The sequence below is a fragment of the Polynucleobacter rarus genome, assembly GCF_003072505.1.
GTDB classification, from domain to species: Bacteria; Pseudomonadota; Gammaproteobacteria; order Burkholderiales; family Burkholderiaceae; genus Polynucleobacter; species Polynucleobacter rarus.
Map to the genome: position 1 here is coordinate 889144 of NZ_NTGB01000001.1, position 18954 is coordinate 908097.

19 protein-coding genes and 1 pseudogene are annotated in these 18954 nt (G+C 40.0%); 19 read left to right on the plus strand and 1 reads right to left on the minus strand.

What is annotated here, in order from left to right; genetic code table 11:
- Nucleotides 1–7: 7 nt before the first annotated feature.
- The 9 genes and pseudogenes from dnaX to rlmD form a co-directional block, all read left to right on the plus strand.
- Nucleotides 8–1204 (plus strand): annotated as a pseudogene (gene dnaX, locus AOC35_RS04145) (DNA polymerase III subunit gamma/tau); the annotation flags it as partial.
- A 135-nt stretch (nucleotides 1205–1339) separates the two neighbouring features.
- Nucleotides 1340–1726 carry a DNA polymerase III subunit gamma/tau C-terminal domain-containing protein gene (locus AOC35_RS15905; RefSeq protein ID WP_425440638.1) on the plus strand — a complete coding sequence of 129 codons (387 nt, stop codon included), beginning with the start codon at nucleotides 1340–1342 and terminating at the stop codon, nucleotides 1724–1726.
- 33 nt (nucleotides 1727–1759) lie between these two features.
- Nucleotides 1760–2083: a YbaB/EbfC family nucleoid-associated protein gene (locus AOC35_RS04150; protein ID WP_108645906.1), complete on the plus strand. Its 324-nt coding sequence runs from the start codon at nucleotides 1760–1762 to the stop codon at nucleotides 2081–2083.
- 9 nt (nucleotides 2084–2092) lie between these two features.
- A complete protein-coding gene (gene recR, locus AOC35_RS04155; protein WP_108645907.1) occupies nucleotides 2093–2734 on the plus strand; it encodes a recombination mediator RecR in 642 nt (213 codons plus the stop codon).
- A 157-nt stretch (nucleotides 2735–2891) separates the two neighbouring features.
- Complete coding sequence (gene surE, locus AOC35_RS04160) at nucleotides 2892–3668, plus strand: 5'/3'-nucleotidase SurE (RefSeq protein WP_108645908.1); 777 nt, start codon at nucleotides 2892–2894, stop codon at nucleotides 3666–3668.
- A gap of 8 nt (nucleotides 3669–3676) precedes the next feature.
- Nucleotides 3677–4333 carry a protein-L-isoaspartate(D-aspartate) O-methyltransferase gene (locus tag AOC35_RS04165; RefSeq protein WP_425440621.1) on the plus strand — a complete coding sequence of 219 codons (657 nt, stop codon included), beginning with the start codon at nucleotides 3677–3679 and terminating at the stop codon, nucleotides 4331–4333.
- A 2-nt stretch (nucleotides 4334–4335) separates the two neighbouring features.
- Complete coding sequence (locus AOC35_RS04170; RefSeq protein WP_108645909.1) at nucleotides 4336–5061, plus strand: murein hydrolase activator EnvC family protein; 726 nt, start codon at nucleotides 4336–4338, stop codon at nucleotides 5059–5061.
- Nucleotides 5062–5069: 8 nt separating this feature from the next.
- Nucleotides 5070–5894 carry a 3'-5' exonuclease gene (locus AOC35_RS04175; protein ID WP_108645910.1) on the plus strand — a complete coding sequence of 275 codons (825 nt, stop codon included), beginning with the start codon at nucleotides 5070–5072 and terminating at the stop codon, nucleotides 5892–5894.
- The gene (gene rlmD / locus AOC35_RS04180; protein WP_245898420.1) at nucleotides 5891–7291 is read left to right on the plus strand and encodes a 23S rRNA (uracil(1939)-C(5))-methyltransferase RlmD; all 1401 of its coding nucleotides are present in this window, start codon (nucleotides 5891–5893) and stop codon (nucleotides 7289–7291) included. Before AOC35_RS04175 ends, rlmD begins: the two co-directional genes overlap by 4 nt.
- A gap of 44 nt (nucleotides 7292–7335) precedes the next feature.
- Here rlmD and AOC35_RS04185 read toward each other — a convergent pair whose 3' ends face one another.
- Nucleotides 7336–8034, minus strand: a complete 699-nt coding sequence (locus AOC35_RS04185) for a Bax inhibitor-1 family protein (RefSeq protein WP_108645911.1) — start codon at nucleotides 8032–8034, stop codon at nucleotides 7336–7338.
- Nucleotides 8035–8249: 215 nt separating this feature from the next.
- Between AOC35_RS04185 and ndk the strand changes: the two genes are divergently transcribed.
- The 10 genes from ndk to hflK all read left to right on the plus strand — a co-directional run bounded on the left by ndk (nucleotide 8250) and on the right by hflK (nucleotide 18950).
- Nucleotides 8250–8675: a nucleoside-diphosphate kinase gene (gene ndk, locus AOC35_RS04190; protein ID WP_108645912.1), complete on the plus strand. Its 426-nt coding sequence runs from the start codon at nucleotides 8250–8252 to the stop codon at nucleotides 8673–8675.
- Nucleotides 8676–8678: 3 nt separating this feature from the next.
- Nucleotides 8679–9827 (plus strand): dual-specificity RNA methyltransferase RlmN, encoded by a 1149-nt coding sequence (gene rlmN / locus AOC35_RS04195; protein ID WP_108645913.1) that lies wholly within the window; start codon nucleotides 8679–8681, stop codon nucleotides 9825–9827.
- 11 nt (nucleotides 9828–9838) lie between these two features.
- A complete protein-coding gene (gene ispG, locus AOC35_RS04200; RefSeq protein WP_108648707.1) occupies nucleotides 9839–11092 on the plus strand; it encodes a flavodoxin-dependent (E)-4-hydroxy-3-methylbut-2-enyl-diphosphate synthase in 1254 nt (417 codons plus the stop codon).
- A gap of 19 nt (nucleotides 11093–11111) precedes the next feature.
- Nucleotides 11112–12458: a histidine--tRNA ligase gene (gene hisS, locus AOC35_RS04205; protein ID WP_108645914.1), complete on the plus strand. Its 1347-nt coding sequence runs from the start codon at nucleotides 11112–11114 to the stop codon at nucleotides 12456–12458.
- A gap of 32 nt (nucleotides 12459–12490) precedes the next feature.
- The gene (locus tag AOC35_RS04210; protein WP_108645915.1) at nucleotides 12491–13198 is read left to right on the plus strand and encodes a YfgM family protein; all 708 of its coding nucleotides are present in this window, start codon (nucleotides 12491–12493) and stop codon (nucleotides 13196–13198) included.
- Nucleotides 13198–14340, plus strand: a complete 1143-nt coding sequence (gene bamB / locus AOC35_RS04215) for an outer membrane protein assembly factor BamB (RefSeq protein WP_108645916.1) — start codon at nucleotides 13198–13200, stop codon at nucleotides 14338–14340. Before AOC35_RS04210 ends, bamB begins: the two co-directional genes overlap by 1 nt.
- Nucleotides 14337–15671, plus strand: coding sequence for a ribosome biogenesis GTPase Der (der, locus tag AOC35_RS04220; RefSeq protein WP_108645917.1), 1335 nt, complete (start codon nucleotides 14337–14339; stop codon nucleotides 15669–15671). Before bamB ends, der begins: the two co-directional genes overlap by 4 nt.
- Nucleotides 15672–15868: 197 nt before the next feature.
- Nucleotides 15869–16111, plus strand: a complete 243-nt coding sequence (gene hfq, locus AOC35_RS04225; protein WP_108645918.1) for an RNA chaperone Hfq — start codon at nucleotides 15869–15871, stop codon at nucleotides 16109–16111.
- 4 nt (nucleotides 16112–16115) lie between these two features.
- Entirely contained in the window at nucleotides 16116–17351 is a 1236-nt protein-coding gene (hflX, locus tag AOC35_RS04230; RefSeq protein WP_108645919.1) for a GTPase HflX, read from the plus strand.
- A gap of 57 nt (nucleotides 17352–17408) precedes the next feature.
- On the plus strand, nucleotides 17409–18950 hold the full coding sequence (gene hflK, locus AOC35_RS04235) for an FtsH protease activity modulator HflK (protein WP_245898422.1): 1542 nt from the start codon (nucleotides 17409–17411) through the stop codon (nucleotides 18948–18950).
- Nucleotides 18951–18954 lie beyond the last annotated feature (4 nt).

The window sequence follows — 18954 nt, forward strand, 5'->3', positions numbered from 1 at the left end:
TAGAGATATGTCTGAATTTAATTTATTCGAAACGCCTTCTTCCCCTTCTCAAGCAGGATTAGCGCTAGCTAGAAAATGGCGTCCTCGCGATTTTAGTACTTTGGTCGGTCAAGACCACGTTGTTAAAGCCCTAACGCATGCTTTAGACCAAAATCGACTCCATCATGCATGGCTCTTTACGGGTACGCGTGGTGTGGGTAAAACTACCATTTCCAGAATCCTAGCTAAATCATTAAATTGTGTGGGTACTTCAGATCACCCCGTGATTGCTCCGACCTCAAAACCTTGCGGAACATGTTATGTGTGTCAAGAAATTGATGCCGGTAGGTTTGTTGATTATGTCGAGATGGACGCAGCGAGTAATCGCGGGGTTGACGACATGGCAGCGTTACTGGAAAGATCTATCTACGGTCCGACGAGTGGGCGTTTTAAAGTGTTTATGATTGACGAAGTCCACATGCTAACCAATCATGCCTTTAATTCGATGTTAAAGACTTTGGAAGAGCCACCACCTCATCTCAAGTTTATCTTGGCAACGACCGATCCGCAAAAAATTCCCGTAACAGTCCTTTCTCGTTGCTTACAATTTAATTTGAAGCAAATGCCGTCCCCAATTATTGTTCAGCACTTACAAAGTATTTTAGAAAAAGAAGAAATCAGTGCTGAAGAAAAGGCTCTTCGAATCATTGCAAAATCCGCTCGTGGTTCGATGCGAGATGCCTTGTCTTTAACTGATCAAGCTATTGCTTATACTTCTGGAAGCATTACTGAAGAGTTAGTGCGTAATATGCTGGGCTCTCTTGATGATGCCTACTTAATTAGAATATTAGATGCCCTTGCCACTAATAATGGGCAGGAGTTGGTTGACATATCGAGAGAAATGGCAATCATGAGTATGTCTTTTTTGGTTGCCTTGCAAGATTTAGCATCTCTCTTGCAAAAAGTGGCAATGGCACAATTAATACCAAACTCGATACTTCAAGAATGGCCAGAGGCAGAAGCTGTTCAAAAAATGGCCACTAGTTTTACTAAAGAAGAGGTTCAACTGCTTTATCAAATTGCCATAACTAGTCGGGCCGATTTACAAATGGCACCAGAAGAAGAGGTCGGGTTTTTAATGGCACTCTTGCGTATGTTAGCTTTTAAAGTGGATGATGGATCATTTAATGCAACTCCAACATCAAATCTGGCAGCTAGGGGGATAACTCCAAAGCTTCAAGAGCAAACTAAGCCAAGCATAGTAAAGCCCTTAAGTCCTGAGCCTCAAAAAAAAACTCTAGTTGAAAGTGCCGCAGCTCAAGATTCTAGTCCCATAACCAACACGAGTATTGCGGATCCTATTGAATGGCAAAATTTAGTTAAAAAATTACCATTAAAGGGTCTAGTTGGTCAATTTGCGTTGCAAACTGCTCTGAAATCTTGGCACGAACAACCTGACTCGATTAATCTGCACCTAACTAGCGAATTACCTCAGCTTGCAACCACATTTTCAATCGAAAAGTTAACTGAAGCACTTGAACACCATTTCAAGAGGTCCGTCAGAATGAAGGTAGATGTAGGAGTTTCAGAACATACTGTTGCAAAATTAGAAGCGAAAGTACAGGCTAGCGAGCAATTGGTTGTAGAAGCATCTTTGACAAAAGATCCTTATCTACAAGATTTACAAAATATTATTGGCGTCAAAGTAATTGAAGGTTCAATTAGACCTTTAAAAGAGAACAAGTAAAATTTTCAAAACAAATAATTGAGGGAAATAGAGATGATGAAAGGTCAAATTGCGGGTTTAATGAAACAAGCTCAGCAAATGCAGGAAAAAATGAAAAAAGCTCAAGAAGAGTTGAACGCTTTAGAAGTTGTTGGGCAAGCTGCTGGTGGACTAGTTAAAGTTACCTTGTCTGGCAAACATTTAGTAAAGCGAGTAGAAATTGATCCTAGTGCGATGGATGATCGTGAAATGTTAGAGGACTTATTAGTTACAGCTTTAACTGATGCGCATAAACATGTTGAATTAGCTGCTGAATCAAGAATGTCAGGTGCTACAGCAGGGATGCCAATGCCTCCAGGTTTCAAACTGCCATTTTGATCGATTTAAATGAATAAAAAATTTCAGGAAGAAGTTCAGCAAGATGCTCTGGGAAGGCTGATTTCAGCCCTCAAAGTACTTCCTGGAATTGGCCCAAAATCTGCACAACGCATGGCCTATTACTTATTACAACATGATCGAGCTGGTGCACAAATTTTAGGAGAGTCCTTACAGTTTGCTGTGAATCACATTGGGCATTGTCGAATGTGTAATTCATTCTCGGAATTTGAGTTGTGTAAGACCTGTTCCGATGATCGACGCGATTCCAAAATCCTGTGTATTGTGGAAACTCCGTCAGACCAATTAATGGTTGAGCAAACCCTCTCTTTTAAGGGGCTTTACTATGTATTGATGGGTCGGCTCTCGCCAATGGAGGGGCAGGGGCCCAAGGAACTTGGTTTTGATGTACTGATGAATAGAATATTTTTGTCGCCTTTTGATGGTCGAGATCCTGTTTCAGAGGTTATTCTTGCGACGAACTTTACGAGTGAAGGTGAGGCTACGGCGCACTATTTAGGTGAAGTTTTAAAAGCAAAAGGTATCGCAATCTCTCGAATTGCTAGAGGCATTCCAGTGGGTGGGGAATTAGAATACGTTGATGCAGGTACTCTTGCCAGAGCAATGATGGATCGAAGACCTTTAGGAAGCTAATTCTTTTTTGCTGGATGAAGAAAGTCATCAATTTTTAAATAGGATTGAATTTAGGTAAGTCAAAAAGAAACCTCATTTTTGTTTCAAATCCCCAATAAACTGAAAAAAATATTTCAATTTTTTTTATAAAACGGCAACTTTAGTTGATAATATAACTATGCACTTATTAGTTTCGAATGATGATGGTTATTTAGCTCCGGGTCTTCTTGCACTCGTTAAGGCAATGCGTCCACTTGGAAAAGTGACAGTGATTGCACCTGAGCAGAATCATAGTGGCGCTTCTAACTCCTTGACACTTTCTAGACCCCTCTCTGTACATCGTGTGGCTGGTGGTGAGCGGGATGGGTTTATTTTTGTTAATGGTACCCCAACGGATTGCGTGCACATAGCCTTGACAGGATTTTTGACTGAAAAGCCGGATTTTGTTATTTCTGGTATTAATCAGGGTGAGAATATGGGTGAAGATGTTCTGTATTCAGGTACCGTTGCGGCGGCGATTGAAGGAGTTATGTTTGGCGTACCAGGTATTGCTTTTTCTCAAACTGATCGTGGTTGGTCCAAAATTGATGATGCAGCAAGGGTTGCTCACGATATCGTGGCTCATGCAATTCAGTCTGGTCTAAAAAATGAACATACTCAACATGCTCCATTACTGAATGTAAATCTTCCCAATTTGTCCTATGAACAATTTAAGGGGTGGAGAGTCACAAAATTAGGAAATCGTCATCCTTCCCAACCTGTGATTGAGCAAAACAGCCCGCGGGGCGATAGGATTTATTGGATTGGTGCTGCAGGAGAAGCCAAAGACTCATCTGATGGCACTGATTTTCATGCAGTTAATCAAAATTATGTTTCAATCACTCCACTGCAACTCAATCTGTCTGACGAAGAGCGACGTTTGAAGATGATGCAATCCACTTGGAACCAAGGCTAGAGACTGTGGTGAAACCAGACTGGACTCATTTGGATGCGGCAAGACGTTCGATGGCGCAACGTCTTGCGATGTCAGGAATTACCCATCATGAAGTTTTACAAGCGATGGCAACTGTTCCAAGGCACGTTTTTGTAGAGCCTGCTCTTGAAGGTCAGGCTTATGAGGATTCATCTTTACCAATTGGCCGGGAACAAACCATCTCCAAACCATCTGTTATTGCAAAAATGATTCAAGCACTAATGCAAAAACAAACAAAAATGGGGCGGGTTTTAGAAATTGGAACAGGTTGTGGATATCAAGCGGCCGTTCTCAGTTTATTGTCCGAAGAAGTCTATTCTGTGGAGAGAATTCGTTCGCTTCATGAGAATGCTAGAGCGAATTTGCGACCTTTCAGAATTTCAAATTTAAGATTGATTTTTGATGATGGTAATAAAGGGATACCTCAAGCTGCCCCATTTGACAATATTATTTTGGCTGCTGCGGGTTCAGAAATCCCAAGGCTACTGCTTGAGCAATTGGCGATTGGTGGAAAGTTGATAGCTCCAGTTGCAAATGGTGAGAATCAACAACAGTTACTCTTAGTCGAGAGACTCAGTTCCATGCGTTATAAAAGAACGACGCTGGATGAGGTGTTTTTTGTGCCATTACAAACTGGAACAATTTAACTATGTTTTGTGACGATTTTCTTTTCCAACAGTCTAGAAATAAAACTTCTTTTTCCGCTTTTATTTTTTCAAAAGGTATCCTGCTCTTAGCCCTAATGCTAATCATTTTCACCTTAGCTAGTTGTTCAGCCAGTAAACCTGCACCTATTTCTGATCGCACAACTAGTTCAAGCTCAAGCAATGCTAATACCAATCTGAATTCAGTTAACTCAAATCCCAGTGTGAAAGTGACTCCAATTGCCGCACCGAAGCCAATGATTCAAAAGAGTAATCCTCGTGAGGTTGTGAGAACTGAGCCAAAAACAGAGCCAAAATCTGATACAAAAACTGAAAACCCAAAGCCTATAACCCCAACGGAAACCAGTTTTAAATTATTAAAACCTACTAATGCGCCCGTTATTACCCCATTTAATGATACGACTAGTAAAGGAGTTGAGTTTTCAGGTAAGTTAGGTGATTCTATCTTAGCTGCTGCTGATGGTAGGGTTATTTATTCTGGTAGTAATCTTCGCACTTATGGGAATCTGATTATTCTGAACCATAACAATAGTTACGTGACAGTCTATGCAAACAACAAAACCTTACTAGTCAAAGAAGGCGAAACAGTGAAGCGTGGTCAAAAAATTGCGGAAATGGGTAATTCTGAGTCAGATAAGGTCAAACTCCATTTTGAGTTACGCAAAAATAGTAAACCCATTGACCCAAGTAGCTATTTTGTTGAAAATTAATTTTATAGATGAAAACGATCCTTGTTTTTGATATCGAAACGATTCCAGATGCATCTGGCCTGCGTCGACTAGGGGATTATGATGAACATTTATCAGACCAAGAGATTGTTGAAATAGCCAAGCAAGAAAGACTAGATAAAGGGCAAAATGACTTTTTCCCACTTTATTTGCAGAAGATCGTAGCCATTTCTTGCGTTATACGTAGAACCTTAAAAGATGGAAGTCCACAATTTAAGGTCGGTACTCTTGGCAAAATTGAAAGCTCTGAGGGGGAAATTATTCAAGAGTTTTATCAATTAATTGACCGTTACACGCCTCAATTGGTGTCCTGGAATGGTTCAGGATTTGATTTACCCGTTTTAAATTACAGGGCCTTAGTGAATCAAGTAACCGCGTCAAGATTTTGGGAAATGGGTGAGAGCCAAGATTATGATTCTAAAGAGTTTAAATACAACAACTATATAGCTAGGTACCATCTGCGTCATTTGGACTTGATGGATCTTTTGGCTTTTTACCAATCAAAAGCTAATGCCCCACTAGATTCCCTAGCCAAGCTGTGCGGTTTTCCTGGCAAGATGGGGATGGATGGTTCACAAGTGTGGCCCGCCTATTTAGAAGGCAAACTTCCTGAGATCCGTCGATATTGTGAAACAGACGTGGCGAATACTTATTTGATGTATTGTCGATTCCAACTATTAAGGGGCGCTTTTTCCAAGGAAGAGTACCTTTTAGAGCTGGAATTTGTGAAGAAAAACTTATTACAAGAGGCAAGTAATCCAGATGGCAGCCATTGGCAGGAATATTTATCTGGTTTTACGAATGCACTATCTTGAGAAAAAAATCGATCAGCCCACTGCAAGGTCAAAAAAAGACTGTTCAAATCCATGCTATCGATTTAGAAGCGAATGGAATTGGTCGACTTCCTGAGGATGATCCGAACTCTCCAGGAAAAATTGTCTTTATCAATGGAGCCATGATTGGTGAGAAAATAAGCTATACCATCACCCAAGATAAAAGTCGATTTCAAAAAGGAAAGATTAATTCAATCGCTTCAGAGTCCTTTGCAAGAATAAAACCTCGCTGCGAGTGGTACGGTAATTGTGGCGGTTGCACCATGCAACATATTGATTCACGTACCCAGATTGCCATTAAGCAAAGGGCGTTGGAAGATAACCTACGATTCATTGGACGGGTGACCCCACAAGTGATCATGCGTCCGATTGTCAGTTCAGATTGGGGCTATCGCCATCGTACTAGGTTAAGTGTAGTCAATCGCTCCATTAAAAAAGGTACTGTACTAGTTGGTTTTCATGAACCTCAAAACCGCTATGTGTCAGATATGACTTCATGCGAAATACTCCCCGAGGAATGGTCTCATTTATTGATGCCACTGCGTGAGTTTGTCATGGCTCTGTCGATTCGAGATCGGATCCCACAAATTGAGTTATCACGAGGCGACCCTTCCTCCATCAGAAATTCAGTCATGGTAATTCGACATTTATTACCATTCACAATACAGGATGAATCGCTGATTAAGCAATTTGCTGACGAGCATAATCTCTGGATATGGACCCAAGCACAGGGTGTTGAAACGACTAAACCCTTTTATCCCCTTGAGGGCGATTTGTTTTATACAATCCCGGAATTTGATCTAAAGTTACACTACCATCCAACAGATTTTACACAGGTGAATCATGCCATGAATCAAGTGATGGTGTCTAAGGCGATTAGACTCTTGGAAATTGAATCACAGGAGAGAGTGTTGGACCTGTTTTGTGGGATTGGTAACTTTACTTTAGCGATCGCCAAAAAAGCAAATCAAGTCTTAGGTATTGAAGGTAGTCATGAGCTATTTGAAAGAGCCAAGAATAATGCTTCATTGAATAGGGTTGACCATAATACCCAGTGGCTTCAAGCAAATTTATTTGATGTAACGACTGCCATCATTCAGTCTTGGGGAATTGCTAGTAAATGGTTGATTGATCCTCCAAGAGATGGTGCTTTTACCTTGGTTAATGCTTTAGCGACATTAGCTTCTTCCCAGGATAAAGGTGATCAATTATTTTTACCTAAAAGAATTGTTTATGTATCTTGTAATCCTGCGACGCTTGCCAGAGATGCAGAGGTATTAGTTCATCAAGCAGGGTATCAATTGTTAAAAGCTGGCATCATGAATATGTTTCCCCACACATCTCATGTTGAATCAATCGCCGTGTTTGAAAAGGCGTAAAAAAAGCTGCTTTTGAAAAGCAGCTTTTAACGAAGTGAACTTTTTTAGTCTCTATCGCCACCAACAATACCGAAAATAGCTAGTAAGTTAGTGAAAATGTTGTAAATATTCAAATAAATCGAAAGTGTAGCCATTACGTAGTTTGTTTCTCCACCGTTCACGATTCTTTGTACATCAACCAAAATAAACGCTGAAAAAATACCAACGGCAAAAACCATGATGGTTAGCATGAGGGCAGGTATTTGCAAGAAAATGTTGGCAACAGAAGCAAGAATCATCAACACTACGCCAATAAACAACCATTTTCCAAGACCTTCAAAATTGGATTTTGAAGTTGCAGCCCAGGATGCCATACCGAAAAGGATCAAAGCAGTGGAACCAAACGCCATCATAATTAGCTCGGCACCATTTCTAAACTGGAGCGTATGGGTAAGTAATCCAGTTAGCATTAGGCCCATGAAGAAGGTGAAGCCGAGCAGAAGTAATACGCCTGTCCCGGAGTTTTTATTCTTTTCAATACCCCAGAAGAAAGCAAATGCGACGCCCATGAAAATGATCATACCCATAAATGGGCTAGACTTGAAGAAAGAAAAACCTGTTGTAACTCCAATCCATGCACCTAACATTGTCGGTAACATTGAAAGGGCTAACAAAGCAAAAGTATTACGCAATACTCTATTACGTGTAATGGCGTCTGTTAGACCACTGCGGCCACTATAACCAAAACTATTTAATTCACTCATTGATTACTCTCCTTAAAAAGTATTTATTGATACTTGTAGTTTAATTATAGGCATTTTTCAAAATTTCAATAGGAGGATTAAAAATAACCCTAAATAATGAATTTATTCTACAAAATGTTAATTTCTTGTCAATGTGTTTAATTTAATTTTATGAGAGTTTTAAGGTATTAACTAGGTATAATGTTATCTTTTATTATTAATCAGGAGCTTTTCCCATGGCAATCGAAAGAACCCTTTCAATTATTAAACCAGACGCAGTTGCAAAAAATGTAATTGGACAAATTTACAGTCGTTTCGAAAACGCTGGTTTGAAAATTATTGCTGCAAAAATGGTTCATTTATCTGAAGTGGAAGCCGGCCAGTTTTATGCTGTTCACAAAGAGCGTCCTTTCTTCAAAGATTTAGTCGGATTCATGATTTCTGGTCCTGTAATGATTCAGGCACTAGAAGGTGAAAATGCTATTCTCAAAAATCGTGAATTGATGGGTGCTACAGATCCTTCAAAAGCTGAAAAAGGTACTATTCGTGCTGATTTTGCTCAAAGTATTGATGCCAACGCTGTGCATGGTTCTGATGCCGCAGAGACTGCTGCTGCAGAAATCGCCTTCTTTTTTCCAGGCATGCAGGTTTACACACGTTAATTGATGACCAATAAACCCCGTATTAATCTTCTAAATCTTGACGGGGACAGGCTGGCTAGCTTTATAGCCGGCCTGGACGAAAAACCTTTCAGAGCAAAGCAATTGATGCGTTGGATTCACCAACGAGGTGTTTCCGACGTTGATCAAATGAGCGATTTAGCGAAAACTTTTCGCACCCAATTACAGGATTTAGTCGAAATTAAATCCTTACCCGTAATTTCCGATCAAACTGCCTCCGATGGAACTCGTAAATGGCTATTGGATGTTGGTGAGGGAAATGCAGTTGAAATGGTCTATATTCCTGAAGAAGATCGAGGAACTCTCTGCATTTCTTCCCAAGCAGGATGTGCAGTTAATTGTCGATTTTGTTCTACCGGTAAACAGGGTTTTTCCAGAAATTTGACGGCTGCCGAAATTATTGGGCAGTTATGGTACGCAGAACATCATCTGAGGAATGATCCTAAGGCGATTAAAAGGGTCGATGCTTACGACAAAACCACCTTAGCACATGAAGAGGGTCGAGTAATCTCTAATGTTGTAATGATGGGCATGGGTGAGCCGCTGTTAAATTATGAGCCCGTTTTGAGCGCAATGAAGTTGATGCTCGACGATAACGCTTATGGACTATCTAGAAGAAGAGTGACCTTATCAACCTCCGGCGTTGTGCCATTCATAGATCGTCTATCGCAAGATTTACCTGTTGCACTTGCAGTTTCATTGCATGCAGCCAATGATGCACTACGAAATGAGTTAGTTCCCATCAATCGTAAATATCCTTTAGCTGTTTTGTTGGACTCTTGCAAACGTTACCTAGAGTTTGCACCTAGAGATTTTTTAACTTTTGAATACTGTATGCTAGATGGAGTTAACGACTCAGATAAACAAGCACACGAGTTAATTCAACTATTAAAATCGATAAAATGTAAGGTAAATTTGATTCCTTTCAATCCTTTTGCGGACTCTGGATTAAAACAATCGCCAAAGTCTAGAATTGATCAATTTGCAAAAATATTATTAGATGCAAAAATGGTAACAACAGTTCGTAAGACTCGCGGTGATGATATCGATGCCGCTTGTGGGCAGTTAGCAGGAGAAGTGCAAGATCGAACTAATTTGGCCCAACGTGAAATTCGTTGGATGGAAAAAAATTAAACTTAATTGATATGAGTGATTCAAGTTTGCAATTAACCAACTATATTAGGAAAAAAACCCAACAGGCGATTGTGTCTTGGGGTGATCACATCGTGACGATTGGTGGTGATGGACCAATTCGTGTTCAATCAATGACTAATACGGATACTGTAGATGCTGTTGGTACAGCAATTCAGGTTAAAGAACTAGCTAGGGCCGGTTCCGAGCTCGTCAGGATTACTGTCAATACACCAGAAGCTGCTGCTGCGGTGCCTTATATACGTGAACAGTTGGATAAGATGGATGTAAAAGTTCCGTTAATTGGTGACTTTCACTATAACGGCCACACTTTATTAAAAGATTATCCAGATTGCGCCAAGGCTTTATCTAAATATCGGATCAATCCTGGCAACGTTGGCCAAGGGGCGAAACGAGATATTCAGTTCTCACAGATGATTGAGGCAGCTATCAGGTACGATAAGCCGGTCCGAATTGGAGTCAATTGGGGTAGTCTTGATCAAGATTTATTAGCGCAGTTGATGGACGCCAATGCTGCTCTTGCTCAACCTAAAGATGCTCGCGAAATGATGGTAGAGGCGCTCATCCAATCAGCCTTACAATCCGCTCAAAAGGCTATTGAAATTGGTATGCCGAGCAATCAAATTATTCTTTCTTGCAAAGTCAGTGCCGTACAAGATTTAATTAGTGTCTACCGAGAATTATCTACGCGTTGCGATAATGCCTTGCATCTTGGCCTCACTGAGGCGGGAATTGGTAGTAAAGGTATTGTTGCATCAACTGCCGCCTTAAGTGTTCTTTTACAGGAAGGAATTGGAGATACGATTCGTATATCTTTAACTCCTGAACCCGGTGCATCTAGAGATAACGAAGTGATTGTTGCTCAAGAAATTTTGCAAACCATGAATCTGCGACATTTCACACCGATGGTGATTGCATGCCCTGGTTGTGGAAGAACGACTAGTACTTATTTTCAGCACCTTGCCTCGGAAATACAGTCCTACCTTAGAAATCAGATGCCAATTTGGAAAAAAGATTATCCAGGCGTTGAATCAATGAGTGTGGCTGTAATGGGCTGCATCGTAAATGGCCCTGGTGAAAGTAAACATGCTGATATCGGTATTAGTTTGCCCGGAACTGGTGAGACTCCATCGGCGCCAGTTTTTATTGATGGACAAAAAGCGAAGACTCTCAGAGGCGACAATATCCTCGGTGAGTTTGAGCAAATTGTTCAACAATATGTTCATCAGAGATATTCATCTAAATAATATTTAAAAGTTACAAAGAATGTCAGATTCAAAAGAAAATATCTCCGATCCTATTAAAAAAAATCCCCCAAAACCTGCTAAATTAGTTGGTGTAAAAGGGATGAATGACCTATTGCCTGCCGATTCTTTTATTTGGGAAAAGTTAGAAAGAAGTTTGATTAGCCTCGCTAAAACTTATGGGTATCAAAATATACGTACGCCCATTTTAGAAAATACAGGGGTCTTTTTAAGAGGAATTGGAGAGGTAACGGATATCGTCGAAAAAGAAATGTACTCTTTCGAAGACCGACTGAATGGTGAACAACTCACTTTAAGGCCCGAAGGAACTGCATCGGTAGTGCGTGCTTGCGTTGAACATAATCTCTTGTATGATGGACCTCGTAGGCTTTACTATATTGGTCCAATGTTTCGTCATGAAAGACCGCAAAGAGGGCGTTATCGTCAATTTCACCAGTTTGGCATTGAGGCTTTAGGTTTTTCTGGCCCTGAAATTGATGCTGAAATCATTCTCATGAGCCAACGTTTATGGGATGATCTGGGTGTTTCAGGTTTGCGACTTGAAATTAATTCTCTTGGTAATGAAGTCGAGAGGTTAGCGCATCGTACAGCTTTAGTTGAATACTTTGAAACGAATCAAGCTCTACTAGATGAGGATTCTCTTCGCCGTTTGAAATTGAATCCTTTAAGAATTCTGGATACAAAAAACCCTTCAATGCAAGATATGGTGGAGAAGGCACCTCGATTAATTGATTTTCTTGGTGAAGAGTCACTAAGTCACTTTGACCAATTACAAGAGATATTAAAAGCAAATAATGTGGTTTTTAAAATCAACCCTAGATTAGTAAGGGGTTTAGACTATTACAATCTAACTGTCTTTGAATGGATTACCGATCAATTAGGAGCTCAAGGAACTGTGGCCGGTGGTGGTCGATATGATCCATTAATTGAACGGATGGGCGGAAAACCTGCTCCAGCTTGTGGTTGGGCAATGGGTATCGAGCGAATTGTTGAGTTGATGAAGGAACAGGATATTGTTGAAGACCGATCAACTCAGTGCGATGTGTATGTCCTGCACTCTGGCGGAAAAACAGTTGTGCCAGCAATGGTTAGTGCCGAGGTATTACGTTCTGCTGGAGTCGATGTGATGGTCCATGCTAGTCCAGATGGCAAAGTGAGTAGTTTTAAATCTCAAATGAAAAAAGCAGATGCGAGTGGTGCTCTCTTTGCATTGATCATTGGCGAAAATGAATTAGAAACAAACTCCTTTTTACTAAAAGATTTAAGAAAAAGTGGTGACCAGTTCAGTTATCAAATGGAAGATTTATTGGATAAAGTAATTGACGCCATTGTTTCTCAGAGTGATTAAATAAGTTTAGATTTCCAAAGAAAGATATAGCTATGCCTTTAGATTTAGAAGAACAAGAACAGTTAGAAAATTTAAAATCCTTCTGGGTTAACTATGGTCGTTGGTTAGCAATTGGTATTGTGATTGCATTAATTGGTTATGGTGCTTATTGGTTTTATCAAAAACATCAAGAAAGCGTCGCTTTAGATGCTGCCCAACAATACGATGAATTAGTTGCAGCTGCGACTAAATCTGATTTTCCTTTAGTGCTTAAAAAAGCACAGAACTTAGAGCAAAATTTTGCGAACACAGCTTATTCTGCGATGGCAGGTTTAGTTGCCGCGAATCTTGCGTATAGTATTGGTGACTTTGAGCAAGCAAGCACACAACTTCAGTGGGTTGAGGATAAGGCTAAAAGCCCAAGTTTCCAGTCATTGGCAAGGTTAAGACTAATTGCACTCTTGATTGACAAAAAGGATGAATCTTCCATCACAAAGGCAACTGAGCTATTAAAGAAAAAAGTAGCTCCTGGTTATGAAGCTCTGCTACATGAAAGGCAAGGAGACTTGTGGTTGGTTCAAAGTAAAAACGAGGAAGCAAAAAAAGAGTATCTTCAAGCATGGGATATCTTAGATGCGCAAAAAGCAAAGCAATCAGGCCTCAAAGAATTAGATGCAATGACCAAGGAAATGGAAAAGAGAAATCCTGGTGAAAATCAGCGTTTATTAAAAGTTAAAATTGACAGTTTGGGCGGCTTCTAATGAAATTTTTCAAAACAATATGTGTTGTCTTTAGTCTGCTATTGGTTTTCACTAATTTAGTTTCTTGTTCAGGTAGCAAGAGAAGATTAGCCGCAGAGTTAACCCCAATTACAAATCCGGTTAACTTGCAAAAAGTTTGGTCGGTGTCGATTGGTAAATCGATGCCCTATAACTTTAAGCCTGTATTAGTCAACAATGCGATTTATACAGCTGCAGCTGCTGGGGAAGTTTATAAATTCAATAGCCAAACAGGTCAATCCTTATGGCAAGCAAATATTAAAGAAACCATTTCTGCTGGTCCAGGGACTGATGGAAAAATTGTGATTGTGCCAACCATCAAAGGAAATATATACGCATTTGATGCTGAAACGGGCAAACCTTTATGGGACACCAGCGTAGCTACCGAAGTACTTACTGAACCACTCGTCGTGGCAGGTGTTGTAGTGATTAGAACCATTGACAATCGATTTATTGCACTGGATGCTAGTAACGGTAAAAGAAAATGGGTGAATCCACGAGGACAATCGGCGCTGAGCTTAAGAACAAGTTACAGCATGGGTTCTATCAATAATGAGGTCATTTTTACTGGTCTTTCTGGCGGTAAATACGGATTACTGGCTCTTACTAATGGTAATTTGATTTGGGAAAGTTTATTAGCGCCACCAAAAGGCGCTTCAGAAATCGAACGATTGAGTGATGTAACAGCGAAGCCAACTTTGTTGGGTTCAAGAATGTGCGCAGTTTCATATCAAGGAAAAATTGGTTGCGGTGAAATTAAAAATGCTGCGATGTCTTGGACCAAGGACTTTTCTAGCTTCAGTGGCACTACTCAGAGCCCAGATGCTGTTTATGCGGTCAATGAAAAATCTTACCTAGTGGCATTTAATGCTGCAAATGGACAGGAGATTTGGCGCAACGAAAAGTTGGTGTGGAGAGATTTAGGCGAGCCTTTAGCGGTTGGGAAAGTGATTCTTGCTGGTGACTCTGAAGGATATTTACACCTATTTGGACAAGACAATGGTAATATTTTAGGAAGAGTTCGAGTTGATAGTACCCCAATTGAAGCTCCTCCGATTCCAAGTAACGGACAGATTATTGTTCAGTCCAAAGGTGGTACTTTAGCTTCTTATAGGCTGCAATGAAACCAGTAATTGCAATAGTAGGTCGTCCCAATGTCGGAAAGTCAACCTTATTTAATCGTTTAACTAGGTCCAGAGATGCTTTGGTTGCTGACTTTTCAGGGTTAACTAGAGATCGCCATTATGGTAATGGTCGTCTCGGTGATAGAGAGTTTATTTGTATTGATACAGGTGGATTCGAACCTGTAGCCAAAACTGGAATTTTGGCAGAAATGGCTAAACAAACTAAACAAGCCGTTGTCGAAGCGGATATTGTGGTGTTTTTGGTTGATGGTCGTTTGGGTCTTGCCCCTCAAGATCGTGTTATTTCAGATTTTTTGAGAAAAACAGGTAGGCCGATTATTTTGGCGGTTAATAAAGCAGAGGGTATTTCGGGTAATGTAGTAGCCTCTGATTTTTATGAGTTGGGCCTCGGTGTGCCAATTCCCATTTCATCAGCGCACGGTGATGGTGTCCGTGCAATGTTAGATGAGGCTTTAGATACCCTAAAAATACCTGAGCCAGATGATGATATTCAAGAAAAAAACCGGTCAACTCGGATTGCAGTAGTTGGTCGTCCAAATGTGGGGAAATCAACCTTAATCAATACTTTACTCGGTGAAGAAAGAGTGATTGCTTTTGACATGCCTGGTACAACCAGAGATGCGATTGAAATTCCTTTTGTCAGGGGTAACAAACCTTATACCTTAATTGATACTGCCGGACTGAGAAAAAGAGGGAAAATTTTTGAGGCAATTGAAAAATTCTCTGTTGTCAAAACATTACAAGCTATTGCTGATTGCAACGTCGTTGTCCTGATGTTAGATGCACAACAGGATATTTCGGAGCAAGATGCTCATATAGCTGGATTTATTGTTGAAGCTGGCAGAGCCCTAGTTGTGGCGGTTAATAAATGGGATGGTTTAGACGCCCATCAAAAAGAAACTTGTCGTAATGACATTGCTAGAAAGTTAAGGTTTTTAGACTTTGCTAATGTTCATACCATCTCTGCAATTAAAGGATTTGGCTTAAAGGAATTATTTAAAGATATTGACCTCGCATTTGGTGCTGCCATGATGAAAATGCCAACTCCTCAATTGACTAGAATTATGATTGAGGCAGTGGAGTTTCAACAACCTAAAAGGGTGGGACGTTTTAGACCTAAACTCAGATATGCTCACCAGGGCGGTTCAAATCCTCCAATCGTCATTATTCATGGTAATGGTTTGGACGGTGTCACCGATAGTTATAAGCGTTATTTAGAAGGTCGTTATAGAGAAGAGTTTAAGTTAAGAGGAACACCTCTAAGAATTGAATTCCGTTCAAGTAAAAACCCATTCCTTGAGTCTAATTAACAAATGGTTTATCATAACATTGGAGTTCTTTACAGTTTTAATATGACATTGACATGAAAATTTCTCTTTGTAAAATTAGAACTATCTCTTAAAGTATCGAATAGTAGTAATTAGTAGAACTAGTAGAACTAGTAGTAAAAAATAATAAAAAAGTAGTAAACACCATCAAACAATAAAAAATAAAAAAAAGGCGAAATATGAATATTAATAAAGGCCAACTCCTCCAAGATCCGTTTCTGAACGCTCTTCGTAAAGAACACATTCCTGTATCTATTTACCTAGTGAACGGAATTAAATTGCAAGGTAACATTGACTCGTTTGATCAGTATGTTATTTTGCTTAGAAATACCGTGACGCAAATGGTATATAAACATGCTATTTCTACTATTGTTCCTGCTAAATCAGTAACCTTCCGTCCCGACGAGGAAGTTTCAAGTTAGTACTCTGCGACAATCTGAACAAGTCAGGGCAGTTATTGTTGGCGTAGATTCAGGACAAGAAAACTTTTCTGAAAGTATGTCTGAGTTAAGGCTATTAACTCAGACAGCCGGCTCAAATCCAGTCGAAATTGTCGTGACTAAAAGGCAAAAGCCAGATCCTGCACTCTTTATTGGATCTGGTAAAGCACTAGAAATTAAAAGTCTCATGGAGTTAAATGATCTTGAGATTGCTATTTTCAATGACCCACTAACACCCGCCCAACAAAGAAATCTTGAAAGAACTTTAGGTTGTCACGTCATTGATCGGACTGGCCTAATTTTAGATATATTTGCTCAAAGAGCAAAAAGCCATATTGGTAAAGTGCAGGTTGAGCTGGCAAATGTTAAATATCGCATGTCCAGGCTAGTAAAAGCCTGGAGTCATTTAGAGCGACAAAAAGGTGGTATTGGTCTCCGAGGTGGTCCCGGCGAGACTCAAATGGAGTTGGATCGTAGGATGTTGGAAAATCGTTTTAAAAGACTTTCTGTGGAACTTGGTAAGTTACAAAAACAGCAAGCGAATCAAAGACGCTCTAGAATGAAAAGAGATGTTTTTTCAATTTCATTGGTGGGTTACACAAACGCTGGGAAATCAACACTCTTTAATGCACTGACAAAGGCAGGTACCTACGCAGCCGATCAGCTCTTTGCAACCTTAGATACAACTACTAGAAGAATTTATTTGCCAGATTATGGAAACGCAGTAATCTCTGATACGGTTGGTTTCATTCGAGAGTTACCCCACCAGTTAGTAGAGGCATTTAGGGCAACCTTGGATGAAACAGTTCATGCTGATTTACTTCTTCACGTGGTGGATTCTGCAAGTCCCGTTCGAGAAGAACAAATTCTTGAGGTGAATAAAGTTCTTGAAGAAATTGGCGCAAACAATATCCCTACAATCTTAGTCATGAATAAAATAGACCAATTGCCGGAATATGTTGGTAGAGAGCCAGAAATTCGTTATCACAAAGATGGTAGTGTTTCGAGAATTTACTTATCAGCACAAAATGGAGATGGCATAGAATTATTAAGGGATGTCCTGAGCCAATTTTCCTCAGACACTGATAAAATCAAACAGTATGAAAATTTATTGGAAAATGAAACAAATATCCCCGAAACCTTAGAAAACAGGCCAGCAGAAGCTGATTATTTTAATGACCTGAGTGATATTGGTAAGGGTTACATTCCGAGAGATATATAAATGGCGCAGTTTTTTAACGAAAATTTAAGTAAATCTTTAAAAGTTAGCAAATCATTGATGAATAAAATTCTAGTAATGCGTAATCGTTTTTTGTGGACTTTAGTTAGACTCGTTCAAGTAAAGCCACAAACACCCTTATTGAATCAGGAAAATGACGCCAATAATGATGCAGGGAAGTCAGGTGAGCAAACCTCTGCTCCAAAGAACACAAAGCCTAGTTCTGATTCCAAACCCAATCCTCGGCCTGAAGATGGACCGCCCGATTTAGATGAGTTATGGAATGACTTTAACCGTAAACTTGGTAGTTTGTTCGGCAATAAAAATCAAAAACCTACAGATAATTCAAATTCATCCGAAGGTAAGAATCAAGATTTTTCTCGCCCTGAACCAATCAATCAAAATAATTCGAATAACAATCCGAAAGATATTGGTAATAAAGCCCAAGATTGGATTAAACGCAATATGAATAATTCGAATAACAACGGTAAAAAACCAAATTTGATTTTTCCAAAAATTGGGGCAGGGATTGTTTTATTAGGTATTTTCGTGGTTTGGATGTTTAGTGGAATCTTTATCGTTCAAGAGGGACAAGCTGGTCTTGTTTTACAATTCGGTAAATTTAAAGATACGACACGTCCTGGTATTAACTGGCGATTGCCTTTCCCGATTCAATCTCATGAAATCGTCAATGTCTCCAACGTCAGGTCGGTAGAGATTGGAAGATCTTTTGTCATCCAGGCAACAAATTTAAAAGACTCATCCATGTTGACTGAGGATGAAAATATTATTGATGTCAAATTTGCAGTTCAATATCGATTAAAAGATCCGACCGATTATTTATTTTTAAATAGGGATCCTGATGCTGCGGTTGTTCAGGCAGCAGAAACCTCTGTTCGTGAAATTGTGGGTAAAAGTAAGATGGATGATGTTTTATACGTCGGTAGAGAGCGTATAGGAATCGATTTGGCCAGTTCGATTCAGGCAATTTTAGATAGTTATAAAACTGGTATTTTCATTACCAGCGTTAACGTACAAAACGTCCAACCACCTGAGCAGGTGCAAGCTTCTTTTGATGACGCAGTAAAAGCTGGGCAAGATCAAGAGCGCCAAAAAAATGAAGGTCAAGCCTATGCTAACGATATTGTGCCTCGTGCAAAGGGAGCTGCCGGTAGATTAATCGAAGAAGCTGAGGGTTACAAGGCGAAGGTGGTAGCTACCGCTGAGGGTGATGCATCGAGGTTTAAGCAAATTTATACCGAGTATTCCAAAGCTCCTCAAATTACCCGTGATCGGATGTACATTGATGTCATGCAGCAGATTTATCAAAATGTCACTAAAGTCATCGTTGATACGCATTCAAGCAATCAATTGTTATATTTACCACTAGATAAGTTGATACAGCAAGCTACTCCTAGAGATGCAAGTAGTCCTGCAGGCCCTGGAGCATTGAATCCGAACTCTGCGGTTCAACCCCCGAGTGGATCAATTACGGTCCCATTAAACTCGCCAAATAATTCATCATCAGGTGTTGTACCTGCTACGCCTGGCAATTCAAATTCAGATAAACGCGATCTTTTTCGCAGTCGTGAGAGAAATTGAGATA

Excerpts from the sequence above, each read along its gene's own strand:
- AOC35_RS04150 (WP_108645906.1), top strand. The coding sequence starts at position 1,760 with ATGATGAAAGGTCAAATTGCGGGTTTAATGAAACAAGCTCAGCAAATG.
- recR (WP_108645907.1), top strand. The coding sequence starts at position 2,093 with ATGAATAAAAAATTTCAGGAAGAAGTTCAGCAAGATGCTCTGGGAAGG.
- surE (WP_108645908.1), top strand. The coding sequence starts at position 2,892 with ATGCACTTATTAGTTTCGAATGATGATGGTTATTTAGCTCCGGGTCTT.
- AOC35_RS04170 (WP_108645909.1), top strand. The coding sequence starts at position 4,336 with ATGTTTTGTGACGATTTTCTTTTCCAACAGTCTAGAAATAAAACTTCT.
- AOC35_RS04175 (WP_108645910.1), top strand. The coding sequence starts at position 5,070 with ATGAAAACGATCCTTGTTTTTGATATCGAAACGATTCCAGATGCATCT.
- AOC35_RS04185 (WP_108645911.1), bottom strand. The coding sequence starts at position 8,034 with ATGAGTGAATTAAATAGTTTTGGTTATAGTGGCCGCAGTGGTCTAACA.
- ndk (WP_108645912.1), top strand. The coding sequence starts at position 8,250 with ATGGCAATCGAAAGAACCCTTTCAATTATTAAACCAGACGCAGTTGCA.
- rlmN (WP_108645913.1), top strand. The coding sequence starts at position 8,679 with ATGACCAATAAACCCCGTATTAATCTTCTAAATCTTGACGGGGACAGG.
- ispG (WP_108648707.1), top strand. The coding sequence starts at position 9,839 with ATGAGTGATTCAAGTTTGCAATTAACCAACTATATTAGGAAAAAAACC.
- hisS (WP_108645914.1), top strand. The coding sequence starts at position 11,112 with ATGTCAGATTCAAAAGAAAATATCTCCGATCCTATTAAAAAAAATCCC.
- AOC35_RS04210 (WP_108645915.1), top strand. The coding sequence starts at position 12,491 with ATGCCTTTAGATTTAGAAGAACAAGAACAGTTAGAAAATTTAAAATCC.
- bamB (WP_108645916.1), top strand. The coding sequence starts at position 13,198 with ATGAAATTTTTCAAAACAATATGTGTTGTCTTTAGTCTGCTATTGGTT.
- der (WP_108645917.1), top strand. The coding sequence starts at position 14,337 with ATGAAACCAGTAATTGCAATAGTAGGTCGTCCCAATGTCGGAAAGTCA.
- hfq (WP_108645918.1), top strand. The coding sequence starts at position 15,869 with ATGAATATTAATAAAGGCCAACTCCTCCAAGATCCGTTTCTGAACGCT.
- hflK (WP_245898422.1), top strand. The coding sequence starts at position 17,409 with ATGAATAAAATTCTAGTAATGCGTAATCGTTTTTTGTGGACTTTAGTT.